18 protein-coding genes are annotated in these 23,158 nt (G+C 57.6%); 13 read left to right on the forward strand and 5 right to left on the reverse strand.

Annotated elements, in window-relative coordinates; genetic code table 11:
- Positions 1-66: 66 nt before the first annotated feature.
- Positions 67-576: a phage tail protein gene (locus tag K3J57_RS15540; RefSeq protein WP_259795259.1), complete on the reverse strand. Its 510-nt coding sequence runs from the start codon at positions 574-576 to the stop codon at positions 67-69.
- A 210-nt stretch (positions 577-786) separates the two neighbouring features.
- Between K3J57_RS15540 and K3J57_RS15545 the strand changes: the two genes are divergently transcribed.
- The 6 genes from K3J57_RS15545 to K3J57_RS15570 all read left to right on the forward strand — a co-directional run bounded on the left by K3J57_RS15545 (position 787) and on the right by K3J57_RS15570 (position 10,835).
- Positions 787-5,385 (forward strand): PKD domain-containing protein, encoded by a 4,599-nt coding sequence (locus K3J57_RS15545; protein ID WP_259797990.1) that lies wholly within the window; start codon positions 787-789, stop codon positions 5,383-5,385.
- A gap of 558 nt (positions 5,386-5,943) precedes the next feature.
- A complete protein-coding gene (locus K3J57_RS15550) occupies positions 5,944-6,489 on the forward strand; it encodes a recombinase family protein (protein WP_259797991.1) in 546 nt (181 codons plus the stop codon).
- 420 nt (positions 6,490-6,909) lie between these two features.
- A complete protein-coding gene (locus K3J57_RS15555; RefSeq protein WP_259795004.1) occupies positions 6,910-8,028 on the forward strand; it encodes a polysaccharide biosynthesis/export family protein in 1,119 nt (372 codons plus the stop codon).
- Positions 8,029-8,226: 198 nt separating this feature from the next.
- On the forward strand, positions 8,227-9,360 hold the full coding sequence (locus K3J57_RS15560; protein ID WP_173485076.1) for a KpsE/RkpR family capsule polysaccharide export protein: 1,134 nt from the start codon (positions 8,227-8,229) through the stop codon (positions 9,358-9,360).
- 3 nt (positions 9,361-9,363) lie between these two features.
- Complete coding sequence (locus tag K3J57_RS15565) at positions 9,364-10,017, forward strand: ABC transporter ATP-binding protein (RefSeq protein ID WP_173485077.1); 654 nt, start codon at positions 9,364-9,366, stop codon at positions 10,015-10,017.
- Positions 10,014-10,835 (forward strand): ABC transporter permease, encoded by an 822-nt coding sequence (locus tag K3J57_RS15570; protein WP_259777533.1) that lies wholly within the window; start codon positions 10,014-10,016, stop codon positions 10,833-10,835. Before K3J57_RS15565 ends, K3J57_RS15570 begins: the two co-directional genes overlap by 4 nt.
- A gap of 44 nt (positions 10,836-10,879) precedes the next feature.
- Here the strand turns inward: K3J57_RS15570 and K3J57_RS15575 are convergent, their stop codons facing one another.
- Positions 10,880-11,821 (reverse strand): glycosyltransferase, encoded by a 942-nt coding sequence (locus K3J57_RS15575; RefSeq protein ID WP_259797993.1) that lies wholly within the window; start codon positions 11,819-11,821, stop codon positions 10,880-10,882.
- A 370-nt stretch (positions 11,822-12,191) separates the two neighbouring features.
- On the opposite strand from K3J57_RS15575, the gene rfbC reads away from it, so the two are divergent.
- From rfbC to rfbA, 4 genes are read left to right on the forward strand one after another with little or no spacing between them, the layout of a single operon-like run.
- A complete protein-coding gene (rfbC, locus tag K3J57_RS15580) occupies positions 12,192-12,758 on the forward strand; it encodes a dTDP-4-dehydrorhamnose 3,5-epimerase (RefSeq protein ID WP_259787155.1) in 567 nt (188 codons plus the stop codon).
- Positions 12,758-13,807 carry a dTDP-glucose 4,6-dehydratase gene (rfbB, locus tag K3J57_RS15585; RefSeq protein ID WP_259797843.1) on the forward strand — a complete coding sequence of 350 codons (1,050 nt, stop codon included), beginning with the start codon at positions 12,758-12,760 and terminating at the stop codon, positions 13,805-13,807. Before rfbC ends, rfbB begins: the two co-directional genes overlap by 1 nt.
- Positions 13,808-13,837: 30 nt before the next feature.
- On the forward strand, positions 13,838-14,701 hold the full coding sequence (gene rfbD, locus K3J57_RS15590; RefSeq protein ID WP_259795021.1) for a dTDP-4-dehydrorhamnose reductase: 864 nt from the start codon (positions 13,838-13,840) through the stop codon (positions 14,699-14,701).
- Positions 14,702-14,727: 26 nt separating this feature from the next.
- Complete coding sequence (gene rfbA / locus K3J57_RS15595; protein WP_259787158.1) at positions 14,728-15,606, forward strand: glucose-1-phosphate thymidylyltransferase RfbA; 879 nt, start codon at positions 14,728-14,730, stop codon at positions 15,604-15,606.
- A gap of 127 nt (positions 15,607-15,733) precedes the next feature.
- On the opposite strand, the gene K3J57_RS16065 is transcribed toward rfbA, so the two are convergent.
- Positions 15,734-16,915, reverse strand: coding sequence for a calcium-binding protein (locus K3J57_RS16065; RefSeq protein ID WP_311196523.1), 1,182 nt, complete (start codon positions 16,913-16,915; stop codon positions 15,734-15,736).
- 201 nt (positions 16,916-17,116) lie between these two features.
- On the opposite strand from K3J57_RS16065, the gene K3J57_RS15610 reads away from it, so the two are divergent.
- The 3 genes from K3J57_RS15610 to K3J57_RS15620 are packed head-to-tail and all read left to right on the forward strand — an operon-like array spanning position 17,117 to position 19,682.
- Entirely contained in the window at positions 17,117-17,818 is a 702-nt protein-coding gene (locus K3J57_RS15610; protein WP_259797844.1) for a WbqC family protein, read from the forward strand.
- Positions 17,815-18,642, forward strand: coding sequence for a sulfotransferase (locus K3J57_RS15615; RefSeq protein WP_259797846.1), 828 nt, complete (start codon positions 17,815-17,817; stop codon positions 18,640-18,642). The genes K3J57_RS15610 and K3J57_RS15615 overlap by 4 nt, the downstream gene beginning before the upstream one ends.
- On the forward strand, positions 18,639-19,682 hold the full coding sequence (locus K3J57_RS15620; protein WP_259797850.1) for a glycosyltransferase family 2 protein: 1,044 nt from the start codon (positions 18,639-18,641) through the stop codon (positions 19,680-19,682). Before K3J57_RS15615 ends, K3J57_RS15620 begins: the two co-directional genes overlap by 4 nt.
- Here the strand turns inward: K3J57_RS15620 and K3J57_RS15625 are convergent.
- Both K3J57_RS15625 and K3J57_RS16070 read right to left on the reverse strand, forming a co-directional pair.
- A complete protein-coding gene (locus tag K3J57_RS15625; RefSeq protein ID WP_259787162.1) occupies positions 19,622-20,464 on the reverse strand; it encodes a glycosyltransferase family 2 protein in 843 nt (280 codons plus the stop codon). The genes K3J57_RS15620 and K3J57_RS15625 overlap by 61 nt on opposite strands.
- A 273-nt stretch (positions 20,465-20,737) precedes the next feature.
- On the reverse strand, positions 20,738-23,116 hold the full coding sequence (locus tag K3J57_RS16070; RefSeq protein WP_311196524.1) for a M10 family metallopeptidase C-terminal domain-containing protein: 2,379 nt from the start codon (positions 23,114-23,116) through the stop codon (positions 20,738-20,740).
- Positions 23,117-23,158: the final 42 nt, after the last annotated feature.

Here is a 23,158-nt window from a genome sequence, read left to right on the forward strand (position 1 = left end):
TTCAAAAAACAGCTTAGGCGGGAATTGCATCCCGCCCAAACGTTTAACGTTGGGATCTTCAACGGATCAGCTGCGCGACGGGAAAATCCCCTGCAGCGCAATGATATAGTTCATGGCAATGCTGGGCTGCATGTTTTCGTGCGACTGGCCGCCACCCGCATTTGCAATGGATTGCGTGGCAAGCGGTGTCGGAGACGTTAAGTTGGAGGTGTAGATTTCGGCACGCGCCAACATATCCGCACTGGGACGGCTGTTGTCGGCCGGCTGATTTGCAACCATCAAACCGTGGTTATGCGATGGCATCTGGGTCACATTCAAAGTGACGTCTTCCACCCCCATTTTCTCTCCCAGCCGCCGGGGGGAGAGACCTGGACCAGTTCCGGCGTGAATCGGGGCGCGTCCACGAAGGTCGGGCAGGGCAAATGTAGTGCGCCCGTCGCCGCCATAGATCGTTCCAAGCAAGCTGAACAACGCGCTGTTTGAAGAAATAGGCAACAGCTGTCCGTCGCAGAATGCCCATCCGCGCGGGGCAAAGTTTCCACCAAACAGCATGATTTGGGCAAGGAATGGTTCCATGGGTCAACTCCGAATAGGGTAAATCTTTCATGTCCCCGCCAAGGCAGAGATCCCCTTAATCCTGAACCACCAGCCGCGGCGTGCTCTGTGCTTCGGCGCACAGAAATAAATTTTTCTCAAACTATCCTGATCATCGTTTTTGATGGCGTGCGGCGCCGACTACCAACGGATGATGCGATGATACTGAACTGCTTGCGACGCAATACATTTATGGCCCTGACACTGGGGGTTTTATCGGCCACTCAAGCCCACGCGCTTGGTGGGGGCACTTTCTTTGACACAGTTCTGAAACCGGTTGGCGTGACCGAAACCAACTGTAACTTCAATCCATATTATGATCCGGGCACAAGCGAGGCGCAGGTAAACTTCGCCAGCGGGTCGTCGGGGGGGAACTATTGGCTTGGAGGGAGCATTCAGAGCTGGGGACCAGGTGATATCCTCGCATCCGAGATCGCGACCCGTTGCAACATCACAGGGATCACGAACTATGTTTCGGATGGTGCCAATGGGACATACGCGGCGGATGATTTTGTCGGCGTAAGCTTTACCGGTCAATATGGCGGCCAATGGTATGACTACGAAATCGGTGTCAAAGGGGCGAGCGGCACCCAACTTGTGAACAGTCGCGTTGCTGCAACGCCTCCAAACACCACGCCCACCGCCGATGCGGGCAGCGCGCAGACGGTTGCCTCGGCCAGCAGTGTCACGCTGGATGGCTCCGGCTCGGATGCCAATGATGCGGGGCAGTCGCTGACCTATGCCTGGACCCAGACCGCGGGCACAAGTGTCACCCTGTCGGACACCACCGCCCAAAGCCCCAGCTTCACCGCGCCCACCGTGGCGATCGGCGCAAGCGAGATGCTGACCTTCCAGCTGATCGTCAATGACGGCATCGCGGCATCACCTGCCTCCACCGTCACGATCACCGTGAATGGCGCCGCAAACACCACGCCCACCGCCGATGCGGGCAGCGCGCAGACGGTTGCCTCGGCCAGCAGTGTCACGCTGGATGGCTCCGGCTCGGATGCCAATGATGCGGGGCAGTCGCTGACCTATGCCTGGACCCAGACCGCGGGCACAAGTGTCACCCTGTCGGACACCACCGCCCAAAGCCCCAGCTTCACCGCGCCCACCGTGGCGATCGGCGCAAGCGAGCTGCTGACCTTCCAGCTGATCGTCAATGACGGCATCGAGGCCTCAGCCGCCTCCACCGTCACGATCACCGTCAATGGCGCGGCGAACACCACGCCCACTGCGGATGCGGGCAGCGCGCAGAGTGTCCCCTCGGCCAGCAGTGTCACGCTGGATGGCTCGGGGTCGGATGCCAATGATGTGGGGCAGTCGCTGACCTATGCCTGGACCCAGACCGCAGGCACAAGCGTCACCCTGTCGGACGCGACGGCGCAAAGCCCCAGCTTCACCGCGCCCACCGTGGCGATTGGCGCAAGCGAGCTGCTGACCTTCCAGCTGATCGTCAATGACGGCATCGAGGCCTCAGCCGCCTCCACCGTCACGATCACCGTCAATGGCGCGGCGAACACCACGCCCACTGCGGATGCGGGCAGCGCGCAGAGTGTCCCCTCGGCCAGCAGTGTCACGCTGGATGGCTCGGGGTCGGATGCCAATGATGTGGGGCAGTCGCTGACCTATGCCTGGACCCAGACCGCAGGCACAAGCGTCACCCTGTCGGACGCGACGGCGCAAAGCCCCAGCTTCACCGCGCCCACCGTGGCGATTGGCGCAAGCGAGCTGCTGACCTTCCAGCTGATCGTCAATGACGGCATCGAGGCCTCAGCCGCCTCCACCGTCACGATCACCGTCAATGGCGCGGCGAACACCACGCCCACTGCGGATGCGGGCAGCGCGCAGAGTGTCCCCTCGGCCAGCAGTGTCACGCTGGATGGCTCGGGGTCGGATGCCAATGATGTGGGGCAGTCGCTGACCTATGCCTGGACCCAGACCGCAGGCACAAGCGTCACCCTGTCGGACGCGACGGCGCAAAGCCCCAGCTTCACCGCGCCCACCGTGGCGATTGGCGCAAGCGAGCTGCTGACCTTCCAGCTGATCGTCAATGACGGCATCGAGGCCTCAGCCGCCTCCACCGTCACGATCACCGTCAATGGCGCGGCGAACACCACGCCCACTGCGGATGCGGGCAGCGCGCAGAGTGTCCCCTCGGCCAGCAGTGTCACGCTGGATGGCTCGGGGTCGGATGCCAATGATGTGGGGCAGTCGCTGACCTATGCCTGGACCCAGACCGCAGGCACAAGCGTCACCCTGTCGGACGCGACGGCGCAAAGCCCCAGCTTCACCGCGCCCACCGTGGCGATTGGCGCAAGCGAGCTGCTGACCTTCCAGCTGATCGTCAATGACGGCATCGAGGCCTCAGCCGCCTCCACCGTCACGATCACCGTCAATGGCGCGGCGAACACCACGCCCACTGCGGATGCGGGCAGCGCGCAGAGTGTCCCCTCGGCCAGCAGTGTCACGCTGGATGGCTCGGGGTCGGATGCCAATGATGTGGGGCAGTCGCTGACCTATGCCTGGACCCAGACCGCAGGCACAAGCGTCACCCTGTCGGACGCGACGGCGCAAAGCCCCAGCTTCACCGCGCCCACCGTGGCGATTGGCGCAAGCGAGCTGCTGACCTTCCAGCTGATCGTCAATGACGGCATCGAGGCCTCAGCCGCCTCCACCGTCACGATCACCGTCAATGGCGCGGCGAACACCACGCCCACTGCGGATGCGGGCAGCGCGCAGAGTGTCCCCTCGGCCAGCAGTGTCACGCTGGATGGCTCGGGGTCGGATGCCAATGATGTGGGGCAGTCGCTGACCTATGCCTGGACCCAGACCGCAGGCACAAGCGTCACCCTGTCGGACGCGACGGCGCAAAGCCCCAGCTTCACCGCGCCCACCGTGGCGATTGGCGCAAGCGAGCTGCTGACCTTCCAGCTGATCGTCAATGACGGCATCGAGGCCTCAGCCGCCTCCACCGTCACGATCACCGTCAATGGCGCGGCGAACACCACGCCCACTGCGGATGCGGGCAGCGCGCAGAGTGTCCCCTCGGCCAGCAGTGTCACGCTGGATGGCTCGGGGTCGGATGCCAATGATGTGGGGCAGTCGCTGACCTATGCCTGGACCCAGACCGCAGGCACAAGCGTCACCCTGTCGGACGCGACGGCGCAAAGCCCCAGCTTCACCGCGCCCACCGTGGCGATTGGCGCAAGCGAGCTGCTGACCTTCCAGCTGATCGTCAATGACGGCATCGAGGCCTCAGCCGCCTCCACCGTCACGATCACCGTCAATGGCGCGGCGAACACCACGCCCACTGCGGATGCGGGCAGCGCGCAGAGTGTCCCCTCGGCCAGCAGTGTCACGCTGGATGGCTCGGGGTCGGATGCCAATGATGTGGGGCAGTCGCTGACCTATGCCTGGACCCAGACCGCGGGCACAAGCGTCACCCTGTCGGACGCGACGGCGCAAAGCCCCAGCTTCACCGCGCCCACCGTGGCGATTGGCGCAAGCGAGCTGCTGACCTTCCAGCTGATCGTCAATGACGGCATCGAGGCCTCGCCTGCCTCCACCGTCACGATCACCGTGAACGGCGCCGCAAACACCACGCGACCGACCGTCACGCTATCTGGTGCACCCAGCTATCATGACGGCAACACGCCCTTCATGCTGACTGTTCTCTTCTCGGAGGCGGTCACCGGGTTCACGGCCAGCGACGTGTCCGTCCAGAACGCGGCTGTTACTGGGGTTACGGGCAGCGGTGACACGTACAGCCTGGTGATCACGCCACAGGATCAGAACCAGGCCGTCACGGTTCGGGTGCAGGAAGACGGTGCCCTTGGCGCAAGTGGCAACCTGAACGAAGCCTCGGCGATCATCAGCATTGCTGGCAGCTCGGTTGCGATGTCACAGGAAGAAATCCGTGATTTCATGTCATACCGTGCAGGGCTTTTGGTCCGGGCGCAGCCAAAACTGTCGCGTTTCCTGAAACCCGGTGGCGGTTCGCTGAGAGCTTCGGCCACAGCCACGCGTGGAAAAATCGACTTCTCGACCAGCTATGGCGCGTATATCTGGGCGGACGGCACCGCGCTATGGAACCAAGAGGGAGACGATCATCAGTCCTATACGCATCTGACATTCGGATCCCATTTCTCGGTATCCGAGGATCTGATTATCGGTGCGATGGTACAATTCGATTGGACCGGTTCCGAGAGCAGCACGCGCGACATCGAAAGCAGGGGCTATCTGATTGGGCCGTATTTCGCTGCACGCCTTGCTAATCAACCACTGGTCTTTACCGGCAGCCTGCTGCATGGACGCACCGAAAATGATCTGACATTGGCTGGGCGGCCCACCGATCGCTTTGACAGCACCCGCACACTGGCAACGCTTGGGGTGGAAGGCAGCATTGCGATGGCAAATGGCATGACCTTGGTCCCATCCGTGGATCTTCTGTACCTGCGTGATTACCAACACGCCTATACCAACAGCGTCGGTGCTGTGGTGCCGGAACAGACGTTGGAACAGAAGACAGCACATCTTGGCTTGGATCTGGAAATCCCTGTCACGCTGAACGACTTCGACATCCTTCTGACCCCCGGTATACACGCGCGCTTTAGTGACACGGACAATGGGGGAACCCATACCAGTTCATCCTCGTTCGGGGTGGAGTTCGGGGGGCTTGTTACCCTGTCGGAGCGCTCATCCGTCAGTGTTGACCTGTTCTATGACGGCATTGGCGACAACGCATCCGAGACATGGGGGGGCAGCCTTCTGTATGAGCTGAAATTCTGATCCAATAATAGCACCTCGTGGGTTTCGACCCGCGGGGTGCTTGGCCAATCGCTGCTAGGAACCGAAGCAAATCCTGATTAAACTCAGCATCTCGGCCAGCATTTCTGCACATACTACACGGTTTGCGTCAGGGTATAGAAAACGGGTCCGGGATCAGTCCACCGCGTGTTCACGCTGACGCAACGTACAGAGCGGGTCAATCGCGGGAATGCACGACCAAGAGACTACCGAGAAAGTCCCAACGTTTAGCGAGTATGACTGGCATCAAGACAAAGACTGGGACATTTTCGCAAAGACCCATGGCCGCGTCTGATCAGGCCGATCTATTCAGCAGTATCAACCGTTTTCACCGTACCAAATCGAAAGCGGTCTTTGGTACAGACACCGTGAAAGTTATCTTCGTCCGCACCTTACCAGTTCTCCCACAACGCACCGGATGGCGGCTCTGTTGCGTAATTCATAATATTTGCACCAAAACCTCAGCCCCATGAAAACAAGGCCATTCAGATGTTGCATATTTCCGGTGCATATATTGGGCGCGTTTGGTAGGCTTGAACCATGCTTATTGGTTACGCCAGAGTGTCCAGTCGTGGGCAATCCCTTGATCGTCAGATCGGCGCATTGAATGCCGCCAGTGTCGATAAGATATTTCGTGAGAAGATATCAGGGAAATCCGTCAAGGGCAGGCCGCAGCTCGAACGGGCGATAGACGCTCTTGGGGCAGGGGACGTGTTTGTGATCGCTGAGTGGGACAGGGCCACGCGATCCATGATTGACGGCATCAACATCACTCAGCGGATTGCTGAGCGCGGGGCATATGTGGAAGTTTTTGATAAGCTCTGGCTCGACCTGACCACACCGATGGGCAAGGGCATCCTGGCGTTTCTGTCTGCTCTTGCAGAAGACGAGCGGGAACGTACCATCCGCCGAACAAACGAGGGGCGCGCCATTGCCCCCAAGCAAGGTGTCAGATTTGGACAGAAACCGAAGCTGACCGAGCATCAGCGCCAGATTGCCCGCGAGCGCTTGGCAAATGGTGAGAGCTGTCGCGCTATCTCATTGGATCTTGGTGTAGCTCATACCACAATTTCCAGGCTGCGTTGACGGGCAGGGCCGTTTTCTTCAAAATTTTGCGAAAACGCTAAGATGTTGAGAACATACGATTCGGTGCCTCAACAATTCGGTCTCATTATTTACGCACTCCGACAAATCCACCGGCTACAAACGCTCTACCGATAATAGTTGTTATGGTAATTATATGAACCACACAGGCACCAGAGAATTCCCAAAACCCGTATCGCTACTCCCACAAGCTTATGGAAGGTATCAACCTCGATCCTATGTGACGCCGTTGCAACAGACCAGGCGGCCGGGATCGCTGAAACGCAACGATGCGACACAAATTCGCCGGCAGCCCAATCGTGGTGTTGCACGGTGTCGGAAGTTCATAGATATTCGCACGAAACGGGCAGCTGTTTTGCCCGGGGATCCGCCTGAGACAGGCAAACGAAAGAGGTCAGGTCAGTGTCGCGAAACACGTGTAAGGTGCTTCTGTGTTTGGTGCTATTGGGGCTGTCCGGCTGCGCCATCCCGCGCGGGGCTGCATTGTCCTCCGAAATCCTGTCTGAAAACAGCAATGCCACCAAGGACTATCAGGTTGTGCAGGTTGGTCGGGACAACGTTCCGCAACTTGCAGATTGGCCCAAGCCTGCTGTGGAACAGCCGCTGAGCTGGATCAGCAACACCCGGGGATCTCAGGCAGAGCTGGTGCGCAAGGGGGACGAGGTCAGCCTTGTCATCTGGGAAGGGCAGGAAAATTCCCTTCTGGCCCCGGCCACCGCAAAACAGGCCGCCCTGCCCCCAATGCTCGTCTCCCCCACCGGGATGATCTTCATCCCCTATCTGGGCGACGTCAAAATTGCCAATATGACGCCGGAGGCAGCGCGGCAGAAGATTCAAAAGGCAATGGAGAATATTGCCCCCTCGGCGCAGGTCCAGCTTTCGGTTGGTGCCGGGCAACGCAATTCGGCGGCGCTGGTTGGCGGCGTATCGCGTCCAGGCAGCTATCCATTGCTCAATCGTGACTACTCGGTGCTGAACCTGCTTGCGGAAGGTGGCGGTGTTCTGCCCGATCTGCGCAACCCGATCCTGCGCCTTCTGCGTCGCGGACGCGCCTATGAGGTCAGGGTGGACAAGCTGCTGTCAAACCCCGAGATGAACACCCCCCTTCTGGGCGGCGACAAGATTGTGGTGGAAGAAGACAAACGGTTCTTTACCGCACTGGGTTCAACCGGGCGCGAGGAGCTGGTCTATTTTGACCGTGACCAGATCACGGCGCTGGAAGCCTTGTCCATGATTGGGGGGTTGTCAGATACGCGCGCAAACCTCAACGCGGTGCTGGTGCTGCGCGACTATGCCCCCTCGGCACTGCGCCAGAATGGATTGGGACCCGAGAAAGAACAGGTTGTCTTTGCGTTTGACCTGACCACGGCGGATGGGCTGTTTGCGGCACGCAAATTCCAGATCAACCCGCAAGATACGGTGCTGGGTACCGAAACCATTGTGTCCTCTGCCCGCACCGTGCTGGGTGTGATTGGCGCGGCGGTTGGCATTGGCGCCTCGGTTAACAACATCTCGAACTGATGAAAAAGGCTGAACTCAGACCCCGATGACATTCACCCGTTCTGCCGGTGCAATCCTTTCGACACGGGCAAAAACACCGATCCATGAATTGATTTTGCGCTTGCGGTGTAGAAATAGTATGGGCTGAGCAAACCGGCCCCTGTCCTCTCACCACATGGTGCGTTCGGGTTCGAGACAAATTTTATGAAGGTAAGCGTAATGAACGATGTCGCGAACATTGCTGGTCCAGCCCGGATGAAACCCCGCCATTATCGGCTGATGCAGTCCTTCGCAATCGTCGTGATTGCGCCGATCATTCTGGCAGCAATCTATCTGTGGGGCTTTGCAAAAGACCAATATGTTTCAAGCATGTCTTTCTCGGTGCGCACCGAAAGCCTGCAATCCGCAACGGACCTTCTGGGGGGGCTGTCTTCGATCACGGGCAGCAGCAGCAGTGATGTTGACATCCTGACCCAGTTCATCGCCAGCGGCGACCTGATCCAGCTCGTAAACTCCGAAATTGATCTGGCCTCGGTATTCTCGGCGGAATGGCCGATGGATTTCGTGTTTGCCTATGATCCATCCGGTGAGTTTGAGGACCTGCAGGATTACTGGCAAAACAATGTCACCACACAATCGGAAAATGGCATCGTCACGCTGACCGTGCGCAGCTATGATCCGCAAACCACGTTGCAGATCACCGAACGGATCTACAGCAACAGCCGCGATCTGATCAATCGCCTGTCCGAAGAGGCTAGGCTGGACGCCACCCGCTTCAGCCGCGACGAGCTTCAGGCCGCAGAGGAGCGCCTGGGGGCTGCCCGCGAAGCCATGACCAGCTTTCGCCTGAGCGCGCAGATCGTTGACCCCAATGCGACACTTCAGGCCCAGATGGGGATCCTTGCGCAATTGCAGACCCAACAGGCCGAAGCCCTTATTCAAAAAGACCTGCTCAGCCAGACCGTGGGCGAACATGATCCGCGGATGGAGGACCTGAACCGCAAAATCTCAGCCCTGCAACTGCAGATCGACATTGAGCAGAAAAAGTTTGGCTACGGTGGGGACGGGCCGGGAGGCGAAGATTATGCAACGCTGTTTTCCCGCTACGAACGGCTGGTATCTGATCTGACCTTTGCCGAGGAAGCGTATCGCACCGCCCAGCTGACCTATCAGTCGGCCCTGTCAGAAGCCAAGCGCAAAGCCAGCTATCTGGTGGCGCATGTCAAACCAACGCTGGCTGAGAAAAGCCTCTATCCGAAGCGCCCGACGACGCTGGTCGTGATCTCTCTGTTCATGACCCTTCTGTGGTCAATCGGCCTGTTGATTTTCTACAGCATCCGGGATCGGCGCTGAACCATGATCGTCTGCGAAAATCTGTGGAAAGTCTATCGAACGCAGGGGGAGGAAAAGGTTGTCGCCCGCGACATCAATGCCGTGTTTCCCACCGGCATCGCCGTGGCGCTTCTGGGGCGAAACGGCGCGGGCAAGTCCACATTGATGCGGTTGATTGCGGGCAATCAGAAACCCACCAGCGGACGGATCTGGAGTGACGGAACCATTTCCTGGCCGGTGGGGTTTGCAGGGTCGTTCCATGGCGAATTGACCGGGGCACAGAATGTGCGATTTGTCGCCCGGATCTACGGTGTCGACACTGACATGCTGAATGATTTCGTCGAGGATTTTGCCGAGCTGGGTCCGCATTTCCATTATCCCTTCCGCACCTATTCCTCGGGAATGCGGTCGCGGCTGGCCTTTGGTGTGTCGATGGGCATCCGGTTTGACACCTATCTCGTCGACGAGGTGACCAGCGTCGGGGACGAACAGTTCCGCCGCAAGGCAAGCGCCCTGTTCAAGCGCCGGATCGGCGCGTCCGGCGCCATTGTGGTGTCGCATTCCATGGCCGTCATCCGCGATTTATGCAGCAAGGCGGCCGTGCTCGAAAACGGGCGCCTGACAATGTATGACGATGTGGAACAGGGGATTGCGCATCACATGGAGAACATGAAGTGACCGGTGAAACGCCCAGCCAGGACATTCTGGAACGCGATACCATGCGCGCCCGGAAATTTCGCACCTTCAGGACAGTGTTTGCCCTGATGATGCGCGAGATGTCGACCACATATGGCCGGTCGCCGGGTGGTTATGCCTGGGCCATCCTTGAGCCGGTTCTGGCACTGTCTGCCCTGTCGATCATCTTTTCCCTCGTGATCCGCACCCCTCCGCTTGGGGACAGTTTCCCACTGTTCTATGCCACCGGCTATCTGCCTTTCATGCTGTTCAATGACGTGGCCAACAAGACCGCCACATCGCTGAATTATTCCCGGCCATTGCTGCGCTATCCGGCGGTGACCTTCCTTGACGCGCTGATGGCGCGCGCATTGCTGCACCTGCTGACCCATATCCTTGTGGGTTACATCGTGTTTTTCGGCATGGTCATCTTTCTCGATCTGAAGCTGCACCCGGATTACACGCAAATCGCCCTTGCCTATCTGGTCGGCGGGGTGCTGGGCTTTGGCGTCGGATGTTTCAACTGCTACGTGATGATGAGCTTTCCGGTATGGGAACGGGTCTGGCAGATCCTCACCCGACCACTGATCTTTGTCTCAGGCCTGTTTTTGCCATTTGAAGCAATGCCGCGGATTGCGCAGGAGATCTTGTGGTGGAACCCGCTGATGCATGTGGTGGGATTTCTTCGCAAAGGGATCTATGCCCCGCTTTACGAGGGCGCCTATCTGTCCTTTGCTTTCCCTGTGCTCACCGGTTTGACCCTCATGTGCCTCGGGCTGCTGCTTCTTTACCGCAATCACCAGCGCCTGCTGGAAAACTGACGCCCCCTCCCCCGCTGGGCCCTGCACGAAAGGGTCGGCCAATGTCAGAGTTTGCGCGCGATGCAGGCAAGATAGAGGGCAGCGGTGCCTTTCCAGGTCTGGCGCGCAGCACCTGATTTCCACAGCGCCCGCAGCCGATGCAACACGCCCCCTTTGCGGGCTTCACCGTATTGGAAAAGCGCCTCTCTGGCCTCAGGTGTCAACCGATGGGAGGAGGCGGTAAGGGCCTTGATATTCGTGTCATTCCATTGCGCAAACTGGCGCCCGGCAACAAAGGCAAGGCGATAGAGCTTGCCGCGAATGGAACTGTTTGCCCCAATCACATTTCCCCCGTGCTGGCGATAGTAAAGCAGATGAGATTGCTCCCGGATCACCTTTCCTCCGCATCCGGAAATCACCTGATACGCCCACCAGTCATGCACAACAACCGTGTCCACATCCTCAGCCGCCGCACGCAAAAGCGCCGTAGCCGCACCGTTCAGCATCATCGTATTTCCGCCGCCGATGGATTGCACCAATGCATTCCCGAAACTCGGCGCGCGCCGCAGGGCGGGTGATTTGACAGACTGCGTCAGGCTCTCATTGCTCACAAGGCTTCCCGCCGCATAAAGGACAGGCTGTTGCTGTGCCCCCTCCTGCGCAAGGGCCGCCTGCGCGCGGGCAATTTTTTCCGGCAACCAGACATCATCCTGATCGGAGAACATGAGAAATCCCGTGCCTTCGGGGACATGGCGGATAAGAGACAGAAAGTTCTGAGCACAGCCTTTTCGCGGGCCTGACAATAGGGTGACCTCATGCCTGCCAGACACCTGCGCTTTGAACCCAGTCAGGATTTCCAATGTATCGTCAGACGATCCGTCATCTGACACCAAGAGGTCCCATTGGTCATTTGTTTGTGCCAGGAAACTGTCCAGCTGCGCACGCAGATACTGACCCCCATTATAGGTGGCCAGCAGAATAAGCGTTCTTTTTGGGTGGTCGCTCACATCACACCTCATCACGATAACGCATCAGACAATCACTCACCTCACCGACCAAGAGAACGGGCCACGAAAGCGGCCGGGTAAACGGGCTGAGCAAGCGGGGCAACAATTCCGCGTGCTCAGCTTCGCCACACATATGCTCCGGCTTACAGCAAGCCCCTCGTGGCCTCAAGCAATCCCCAAATCCATCCGCTACAGCCTGTCCCGTCATGGCCCCTCAGAACAGATCATGCGCCGCGGCAAAATCCCGAAATGCTGTGAGCGCACTTCCCCCACCCGCAGGGCGGGCGCGGAAAATGGGGATGACATGTTTCGACCAGTTTGGTAGGCACCCAGCAAGACCATTTTGTTTGAGTGAGTAGAGGAGCAGAGTTTGGAAATCGCAAAGACCGCGCTGGATGGCGTGCTTGTCCTTACCCCTCCACGATTTGGCGATAACCGTGGGTTTTTTTCGGAAAGCTGGAACAAGAAAGCCCTGGAAACGGCCGGGGTCAACCTGCCCGAGTTCGTGCAGGACAACCACTCACTCTCGACCACTGTCGGCACGATCCGGGGGCTGCATTTCCAGTCCCCTCCGCACGCTCAGGGAAAACTGGTGCGCTGCGGGCGCGGGCGGTTTTTCGATGTGGCGGTGGATATTCGCAAAGGCAGCCCGACCTATGGGAAATGGGCCAGTCAGGAGCTGAGTTTCGAAAACGGTCGTCAACTATGGATCCCCGAAGGGTTCCTGCATGGGTTCATGACCCTCGAGCCCGAGACCGAGATCATCTATAAATGCACCGATCACTACGCGCCCGAATGCGATGGCGCGGTGCGATGGGACAGCTGTGGCATCGACTGGCCTCTGACAGGGATCACCCCCGTCCTTTCCGAAAAAGACGAAACCGCCCCTTCACTGGATAAGTTTGACAGCCCTTTCACCTATGAAGGAGATGCGTGATGAAGCTCTTGGTCACCGGCGGCGCCGGGTTCATCGGATCAGCCGTCGTTCGACAGGCTGTGGCGCAAGGGCATGAGGTGATCAACCTCGATGCGCTGACCTATGCCGCCTGCCTGGATAACCTGGCCCCGGTGGCGGACAACCCGCTTTATACCTTTGAAAAGGTTGATATCCGTGAGGCTGAGGCGGTTGAGGCCGTGATTGCCAAACATGCCCCTGATGCAATCATGCACCTGGCTGCTGAAAGCCATGTGGACCGGTCGATTGACGGGCCGGGCGTGTTTATCGAAACCAATGTAATGGGCACGTTCAACCTGTTGCAATCCGCACGTGCGCTGTGGGAACGGCAGGGCAAACCCGACGGGTTCCGCTTTCACCATATTTCCACAGACGAAGTCTTCGGCTCTCTCTCACCGGACCCATCCGAACAGTTTACCGAAGACACGGCTTATGATCCGCGCTCGCCCTATTCCGCATCGAAAGCCAGCTCGGACCATTTGGTGCGCGCCTGGCATGAAACCTATGGGCTGCCGATTGTCCTGACCAATTGTTCAAACAATTATGGCCCCTATCACTTCCCGGAAAAGCTTATCCCGGTGGTGATCCTGAATGCGCTGGCGGGCAAGCCGCTGCCGATCTACGGCGACGGGTCCAACATCCGCGACTGGCTGTATGTCGAGGATCACGCCGATGCGCTGCTGACCGTGCTGCAGCGCGGTGAAAATGGACGCAGCTATAATATTGGCGGCGAGAATGAGTGCACCAACCTTGAACTGGTGCAGACCATCTGCGCCATTCTCGACCGCAAACGCCCGCGCGACACCGGGTCTTATGCCGATCAGATCACCTTTGTGACCGACCGCCCGGGCCATGATGCCCGCTATGCAATTGATCCGACACGGATCCGCACTGAATTGGGCTGGCGGCCCAGCGTGACGGTCGAGGAAGGGCTGGACAAGACCGTGGACTGGTATCTTGAAAACACCTCCTGGTGGCAGGCATTGCAAAATCGCGAGGGGGTCGGCCAGCGGCTTGGCACCAAGGCGTAAAACGGGGGCAGACTTCGGGAAAGAACTGAGATGAAAATCCTCCTATTTGGCAAAACCGGTCAGGTGGCCACCGAACTGCAACGCCGCGCCGGTGCCGTGATCCTGGACGTTCACGGACGTGACAGTGCGGATTTTTCAGATCCCGATACCTGTGTGCAGCTGATCGAGACCACAGATGCCGACGCGGTGATCAACGCGGTGGGCTATACCGCTGTTGACCAGGCCGAAGAGGACGAAGCACTTGCAACTGTGGTGAATGGCAGCACGCCGGGCCGTATGGCACAGGCCGCCGCCGGACGCGGGCTACCTTTCGTTCATATCTCGACAGATTATGTCTTTGATGGCGCAGGAACGGAACCGTTTCACACCGATCACCCCACCGCCCCCCTTGGCGCCTATGGGCGCAGCAAACTTGCGGGAGAGCAACAGGTGCGCGCGGCGGCTGGCCCCCACGCGATCCTGCGCACGTCATGGGTGGTCAGCGCGCATGGAAACAATTTCGTCAAGACCATGCTGCGACTTGGGGCCGAGCGGGACCAGCTGAGCATCGTTGCCGATCAGATCGGCGGCCCGACCCCTGCCGCCGACATCGCGGATCTTTGCCTGACGGTCGCACGGCAGCTGATTGACGCCCCCGAGAAAAGCGGGACCTATCACATCTCCGGCGCCCCTGACGTCAGCTGGGCAGATTTCGCGCGTGAGATTTTCCGGCAATCCGGCCTGCCCTGCCAGGTCGAGGATATTCCCAGCGCGGCCTATCCGACCCCTGCCAAACGTCCGCTGAACTCGCGGCTCGATAATAGTTCCACCCTTGCGGAATTTGGATATTGCCGCCCGGACTGGCGCAAGGGTCTCAACGATATTCTGAGTGATCTGGACAAGATCACTCCCTAAGCCGAAATTTACAGGAAGGTTTAATCATGACACAGCGTAAAGGTATCATCCTGGCCGGCGGCTCTGGCACCCGACTTTACCCCATCACCATTGGCGTATCGAAACAGCTTTTGCCAATCTATGACAAACCCATGATCTATTACCCGCTGACCACGCTGATGCTGGCGGGCATCCGTGAGATCGCTGTGATCACCACGCCTCAGGATCAGGAACAGTTTAAGAACACGTTGGGGGATGGCAGCCAATGGGGGCTAGACCTGACCTATATCGAACAACCCACTCCCGACGGGTTGTCGCAGGCCTATATTCTGGCCGAAGAGTTTCTGGATGGCGCCCCCAGCGCGATGGTTCTGGGCGACAATATCTTCTTTGGACACGACCTGTCGCGCATCCTGCAAGAGGCCAGCGCACAGGATCAGGGCGGCACCGTGTTCGGGTATCGCGTCGCAGACCCCGAACGATATGGTGTTGTGGGGTTTGACAGCACCGGACAGGTTACCGAGATCATCGAAAAGCCGGAGCACCCACCCTCCAGCTATGCGGTGACAGGCCTTTATTTCCTGGATGGATCAGCCCCGGAAAGGGCCCGGCAGGTGCGCCCATCGGCCCGCGGTGAACTTGAGATCACCACGCTTTTGGAGATGTATCTCGGCGAAGGCTCTCTGACGGTCAAAAAACTCGGGCGCGGACATGCCTGGCTGGATACCGGCACCCATGGCAGCCTGCTGGATGCAGGGAATTTCGTGCGCACACTTGAGCGTCGGCAGGGCCTGCAAACCGGCAGCCCCGATGAGATCGCATTTGAAAAAGGCTGGATCAGCGCAGAACTGCTGCGCGAACGTGCCCAGAAGTTCATCAAGAACGAATACGGCAAATACCTGCTGTCGCTTGTCGCAGATCACTGAGGCGGTTCGCCCTGAACCTGTAGATCTTTGAAAACAGGTGGTCCGCAAATTCCCTGCGGACCACCTTTTGACTTTTACGGAGTGTGGCACTCCACCGGCTTGTCAGATGATCTGACAAACCATTCCATCACCCGAACACAAAGTCATCGACAGTCAGGGTCAGGCCGGCATCCCCTTCCAGCACAATGCGACCGCCATCATAGAACACGATCTTGTTGCCATTGTAGTTGGTGATGGTCAGACCACCAAAGCCGCCTGAATGTCCTTCGATGCGGATCTGGTCTTCACCCTGGGCATAATCGGTAACACGGTCGATGCCGCCATTGCTGGCAAAGATGAACAGGTCGGCCCCTGCCCCGCCAGTATGCACATCATTTCCGGCCCCACCGGCCAGACGGTCGTTACCCGCACCGCCATCCAGAGTATCGTTGTGGTTCCCACCCCAGAGGCGATCACTCCAGATACCACCGTAAAGCTGATCCTGGCCGTTGCCGCCAATCAGGATGTCATCCCCATGAGATCCGTAGAGGCGGTCATTCCCGGCCTCTCCATAGAGAATATCGCGATCATCCCCCCCCCAGAGGCGATCTGACCAGTTGCCGCCATACAGCTTGTCCTGACCAGCGCCCCCGACAAGGATGTCATCGCCATTGCCGCCGTGCAGCCGGTCGGAGTCATTGCCACCGTTCAAAAGGTCTGCCCCGTTCTGACCCCAAAGGATGTCATTGCCATCACTGCCATAGACCGTGTCCTTGCCTTCGCCCGCCAGCACCAGGTCATTTCCTTGCCCGATATAATAGATGTCATTATCAGCGGTCCCGTAAAGCGTGTCATCATGCGTCACGATGGTTCCGGGGATACTGGCGATCGAGAAAGTCGAGTTGAGCGAGAAGGTCGATCCCATATTGGTGGACATGCCAGTCATGGTATCACTGAAGTCCATAACGTCCTGCGCGCTGGAAAGGGCCGGAAGGGTCGCCCCTGAAAGATAGAAAACATATTCAACATCGTTCACGTAGTCATACAGATCCAGGATCTGGGTTGTCTGTCCACCACCCCAGGTGATGGTGCCAACGATGACCTCGATATTGTCGGGATCTGCGTCCCCCAGCTCCACGCTATACGTCCGCCCAACCGCGTCAACGATTTCAACATCATTCATCGGATTTGCGGACTGGTCCGCAAATGGGTCAAACAAAATCTGCAAGTTATCCGTGCCCACAACCTGAACAGTTGTCGTAGAAAAACCCGTTGGATTATCTGCTGCGTCGTAACCCCATGAATATCCGCCAAGCGTATATGTCGCCATGTGCTCTGCTCCTAAAAATAAACTAAAATTGCAGGTATTTTCCTACGAAAGTTGCTCTTGTTTGCCAAGAGGGAATGTTCTTGGGGGAAAGGGTTGACCTCTCAGAAAATACCGGAAACAAGGAGGCCACATGAATTGGTACAAGTGCGTTTTGGTTTTTTGCTATAGCCTGCCGAAACGGCAGAACATAGAGGTGACATCATGATTGTTGGCATTATGCAGCCATATTTCTTCCCCTATTTCGGGTATTTCCAGCACATAAATGCCACCGACCGTTTCATCATCCATGACGATGTTCAATTCATCAAAGGGGGGTGGATTGCACGAAACCGGCTGTCGAAAAACGGCACTCCTGAATACTTTCGGGTAACGGTGCAAAAGGCCCCTGTCGAGGCGCATATCAACGCGATTGAAACCCCGCAATTTGCCAAGGATATGCGCAAGGTCATCGGCCAGTTTGAAAGCTTCTATGCAAAAACCCCGAACCGCAAACTGGTTCTGGATATCCTGCGCGACATGCCAACCTCTACCCGGATCAGCGATATCAACGTCCACTACCTGCGCAAAACCTGTGAGGTGCTTGGGATTACAACACCGATTGAGCTGTCCAGCGATCTGAACCTGTCCGCGGACCTGCGCGCAACTGACAAGGTCATCGGCCTGGTCAAAGCCGTGGGTGGCACCCATTACATCAATCCAATCGGCGGCAAGACGCTTTACTTCAACAAGGACTTCTCGGAAGCTGGGTTGAAACTGAACTTCCTGCGCATGGCCCCGGAGGGGCAACCTGAAGGCTGGGGGAATTTCCTTTCTGTTCTGGATCTGATTGCACGCAATCCGATCGCAGACCTACAAGCCGCCCTGGGCAACTATACTTTGGAAGAAGCTGAATGGGACCGATGAACCTACAACCCCATCTTCCCCGCAACCGCGATGACGGCATCGCCCTTCTGCACGGTCTGCCACGCAGCGGGACCTCTCTTCTGGGCATGCTGCTGGCCGGGCATCCGGACATTGCCTATCGCTACCAGCCGCTGGTGTCATACGAATATCGGGATCGGCTGGAGGAGTATCTTGGTCACGAAGGGCTGGAAACGCTTGCCACCGAATTGCGCACCACCCAGGATCCCTTCATTCGCCAGTGGCGCCGCGAAGATCTGGACACCCATATCCAATCCGTCTCTCGCAGACCAGCGCCGGTCATGTTGATCAAGCAGGTCCGGTTTCACAACCACTTGAATGACTGGATGCGCTCGCCGCTTGCACAGCTTATCTTGCTCAATCGCAAGCCCGAAGATCTGATTGCCTCCCAGCTGACGGCCTTTGCCGAACTTGGCCAATACGAGTTGACAGAAGACACCTGGCGCCGCGCCGAGCAAAAGAACGGCAATGATGAAAACAGCTTTTACGGCTATGAAAAGATTGCGGAATTCCGTGAGATCTCTTCGCTGCTGAAAGCCCGCTACCCATCACGGGTGCTGAGCCTCGATTATGAAGATCTGGTCGCCGACCCGAAAGCCGTGCTGGCGCAGATCTTTGACTTTCTGCAATTGGAACCCGCCGGGCAGGTCACGCGACTGGTCGATTATCTGATGGAGTCGACCGAAACTGCGCCTGCTGGTGCCTATCAAAAGCGGCGACGGATCGCACCACGCAGCAAGCCATACGCACCGGAGATCGAAGAAATCCGGCAAATTATCCGCGACGAAGAGGGGCACCAGTCATGATCCCTGCGACCCCGGCCCAGACCGCTCCTGCAGACGTCAAACACGATGACAATGCCGTTGATATTTCGGTTATCGTCACCACTTACAACCACGCAAAAACGGCCTGGCGCTGCATTGAAAGCATTCTGACCCAGCGCACGAAATTCACCTTTGAGATCATTGTGGGCGATGACGGGTCCACCGATGGCACCATCAAATTGCTGGAACGCGCCGCAAAACTCGCCCCGCATATCGTGCGCCTTTACGAAGCACCACGGTTTCAAAACACTTATCGGCTTGGCTATCCCACGGCCCGCCACCTGCATAGTGATCTGATCACCAAGGCGCGCGGGCGGTTCATCACCTTTATCGACGGTGATGATTTCTACATGGACGAGCGCAAACTGGACCTTCAGGCCTCTTTCCTCGATCAGGAAGAAGAGTATGTGGCCTGCTGCCACGATACTGGCATCTGGCGTGGCAAACGGTTTCTGCGGCGTCATCTGGAAACCAAGCAGCGCGACAATGAGGTTACGTTTGACGCGGTGGCATCGGGAGACAAGTATTTCTTCCTGCACAGCTTCATGTATCGCCGGATTTTCCCGATGGGAACCGTTCCCGAACGCTTCAAGGAACCGTATTTCACCGATTACGGCATTGCGCTCTATTTTCTGGAACATGGCAAATGCCGGTATATGGACCGTCCGATGACGGCCTATAATATCACCGGCGCCGGTGTCTGGTCCTCGCTGACCCAGCTTGAAAAGCTCAGAAGCCGGCTGTGGATCCGGGAAGACCTGATGCAGCTCTATGACGGAGAGAAGAAAACGGCGCTTTGGGTGGGCTGGTATCAGAACCTGCGCATTTATCGCAATGAGGCGCTCAAAGCCCTGAGGCGCACAAAAAACCCGTTGATCCTCGTCAACCTCGCCTTGACCACATTGCATCTGATGTGGGGCTATCCCAAATACCGCCGGTTTGTCCGGAAATACCGCGAGACTTATCTGGACGGGTCCGAGCTGCGCACGGCACGGCGCATAAACCTTTTCGAACCGCAATAAAGCCTAAGCGCCAGCAGTGCCGCGCCCACCCTGCTGGCGCTGCTGATCCCAGTCATGGAAAAGGCAATTTGGCTGGCAGTTATGGCGCTGTATCGCTTTTGAGCGGACACGCTGTCACCGTGCCAACTGGAAACCGACCCGGCTTCCTCATCGGTCTGCACCCCAAAGGCAACCATTGGATCCGCCAGATGAACCAGCTTTCCCTGTTGCTGCAGGGCAATCGCGAACATCCAGTCAAAGACCGGGGTCTTTTGCAAAAGCTCTTCATGTTGTTTCAGGCTGCTTTGAAGGCATGTGCCGCGCGTCAGGAGGCTTGAAAAACAGTAGCGATTGCCCCGCCAGAACAGGTTTTTGGACCCATCAAACTGGCGCTGCGGAGGCGCCGTCTGCCCGTAGACAGCAGCAACCTTCTGATCTTTCAAAACCTCGATCTGTTTGGCAATCTTGTTTGGATCAACCCAGATATCATCACAATCACAAAACGCGAGAAACGGCGTCTCGCCCACCTGCTTCAGCACGTTGAACAGGTTGCCTCGCCCGGTGACACGCCCGTGAATGATCTGTTGCCCGGGCGACATCAGAATCTGCATTGAAACGGATCCCTTTGGGGGCAGCTTTGCCTCCCACGCTTCCAAAACCTCAAGCGTCCGGTCTGCCGAGTTTTCATATCCGACAAGGATCCTGACAGGCATATTGTCCGGCAATTTCTGCCAGCGGATCCCATCAAGCACATATTCGATGGTTGCCGCGCATTCGTAGGCTGTCACGACAACTGTCAGCATGGGTCAATCCGTTTCAAGTCTAGCTTTAGCGATGTGCGAAAGCATTTCGACTTTAGCCTGAGACAGGGAAAAGGCGAAGCCCGCAAGAGATATCATTGTTGTGGGCGTTTCGGAATAAACATGTGTTTCATTTTATCTCGAAACGCCTGAGGAACACCAGAGAGGTGCAAGCCCAATACGCGGGGACAACGGATCAAACAATCAGGATCGGACGTGCCCCGTTCACAGGCCCGGTTTCACCGCAAATCACATATCCGACCCGTCAGGATCCGATCAGACAAAGACAAAATCATCCGCAGTTATGGCGGAGGACGCGACCCCCTCCAACAGGATGGATCCATTGTCCCAGGACACTTCTGCGCCATTTGCCGTTTGCGAAATCGAAAGTTCGGCAAAGGTGATGTTCTTCATCTTCAGAATATCGGTGCCATCCTCGAAGTCCGAGATCAGATCGGCCCCGGTATTCTGATCCGCATTCCAGACAAAGGTATCGGCCCCTGCGCCACCAGAGGCCCAGTCATCACCACCCCCGAGGTTGATCGTATCGTCGCCGAGCCCCCCATACACCGTATCTTTGCCATTGCTGCCGGTCTGGGTGTTGTCAAAGAACGTGTCATTGCCGCCCCCGAGCCAAACTTTGTCGCTGCCATTGCCAGCCCAGACACGGTCATTACCGTTTCCACCCGACAGCTGATCCCAATCGGTCCCACCGGACAGAATATCGTTGCCTTCGCCGCCAAACAGCGTGTCATTGCCGCTATCACCGTAGAAGGCGTCATCTCCGCCGCCACCGTTGATGCGATCCTTGCCCGCGCCGCCATATACCGTATCAACCGCATTGGTTCCGGTCTGATCATTGTCATAAAAAATGTCGTCGCCATTGCCCATCCAGGCTTTGTCACGACCATTGCCGGCCCAGATGCGATCATTGCCGTTTCCACCGGTCAACTGGTCCCAATCAGTCCCACCGGACAGGACATCGTCACCATCACCGCCTGACAATGTGTCATTGCCAGCATCGCCATAGAAAACGTCATTGCCGCCGCCGCCATTGATTTTGTCATGGCCACCACCGCCATACACGGTATCGGCACCGTTGCTGCCAGCCTGCGCATTATCAAAGAAGAAATCATTCCCGGCGCCAAGCCACGCCTTGTCACGTCCGTCGCCGCCCCAGACCCGGTCATTGCCGTCGCCCCCGGTCAGCTGATCCCAGTCCGATCCCCCGGACAGCGTGTCATTTCCGGCGCCACCATCCAACGTATCATTGCCACTCTGACCAAAGAGCTTGTCATCGCCGCCGCCGGTCTTGATGACATTCCCCACATCATTGCCCGTGACATTGTCCCGCCCCGCGCCGCCCACATATTTCTCAAGCACCGTGCCCTGCGCGATGACCAGATTGCCGGTCAGGCCACCAATATCGCTGATACCGCCCGCTGCCATATTCACAGTCTGGGTGCCGCTGGCAGTCGAGAGATCCAGCGTGTCAAACCCACCGGTATCAACAATTGTCAGTCCAATCGGGGCGTTTTCATCAAGGATCCGGTTCCGGTCAGCGGCCCCGTCAAAAAGAATTGCCGAAACTTCCCCCAGATAACCGCCGACATTGGAATTATGCCCCCAGACCGTATTCCCCGCGTTGACATCTGCAGGCGTGCCATACAGCTGCCAGATCCCCGCGATATCCGCGATCATCGGTGTGATCGGATTGTATTCGCTGCCATTTACAAAGGTATTCGTATTTGCGTTGAAATACGACATGATCGTCATCTGAAGGCTGTCATTGCGATAGGTATTGTCGCTGCCGTAGGTTGCGTTCCCATCATACGGCCCAGCATGCATCAACCCCAGCGCATGGCCAATTTCATGCATGTAAGTCAGGAATGAATACGACCCGATTTCACTGCCATAGGCATTAATCCAGCTTGTGCTGACATTGACGGTTGATTGGGTGTTTGTCCCGGTGTTCGGGTTGATCTGCCCAGGCCCGGCAAAAGCACCTGGCTGATTATCATCAAAGATAATGTCGGCAGAGCTGGAGGTTGTGGTCGTGAAACGAAGCGTTGATACGGCTTCCCACGCCTCCAGGGCCCATAGCGCAAGCTGGCGCCCTTCTGCGGTCAGCCCTGTCAGGTTGACCGTGATATTGGTGTGATCAAAGGCAACGGGCGTGGAAAACCCCCATCCGTGCTCAACCAGCTGATTGACCACCTGATCAACGGTGAACACATCCGTTGCAGCCTCCAGAATATAGTTTCCTGTATCCGCATCGGAGTAATTGTCCACTTTCAGATAATAGGTGCCAGAGGTCGCAGCTGTATAGCTGATCTGCGAGAAGCGCACCCCGTTCGAGGCATCAGAATCGTCATTGAAAAGGATCCGGCTGCCATTTGCATCGTAAAGTGTCAGGGTCGTGTCATCCACGCCCGAAGCGCTCCCCCCGGTGCCCCAAACGGTGAAAACATATTTTTCACCTGCGGTGAGCGAGATCCGGACCCAGTCCGCATCCCCAGAGCTCCCAAGCGTGCCCCGAAACTCATCCCCCACCGACATGGTGGCTGTGGTCTGAATACCGGCAGCCGCATCCCCACTCTCATTGACGATCTGATTCAACACGAGAGAGATTTGATCGGGGGAGGTTTTGGTCATCGCGAAAATCCTTTCTGGCGGAGAGAGCCTATCAGCAAGTGT

The organism is Aliiroseovarius crassostreae, from assembly GCF_025137635.1.
In the GTDB taxonomy this organism is placed as follows: Bacteria; Pseudomonadota; Alphaproteobacteria; order Rhodobacterales; family Rhodobacteraceae; genus Aliiroseovarius; species Aliiroseovarius crassostreae.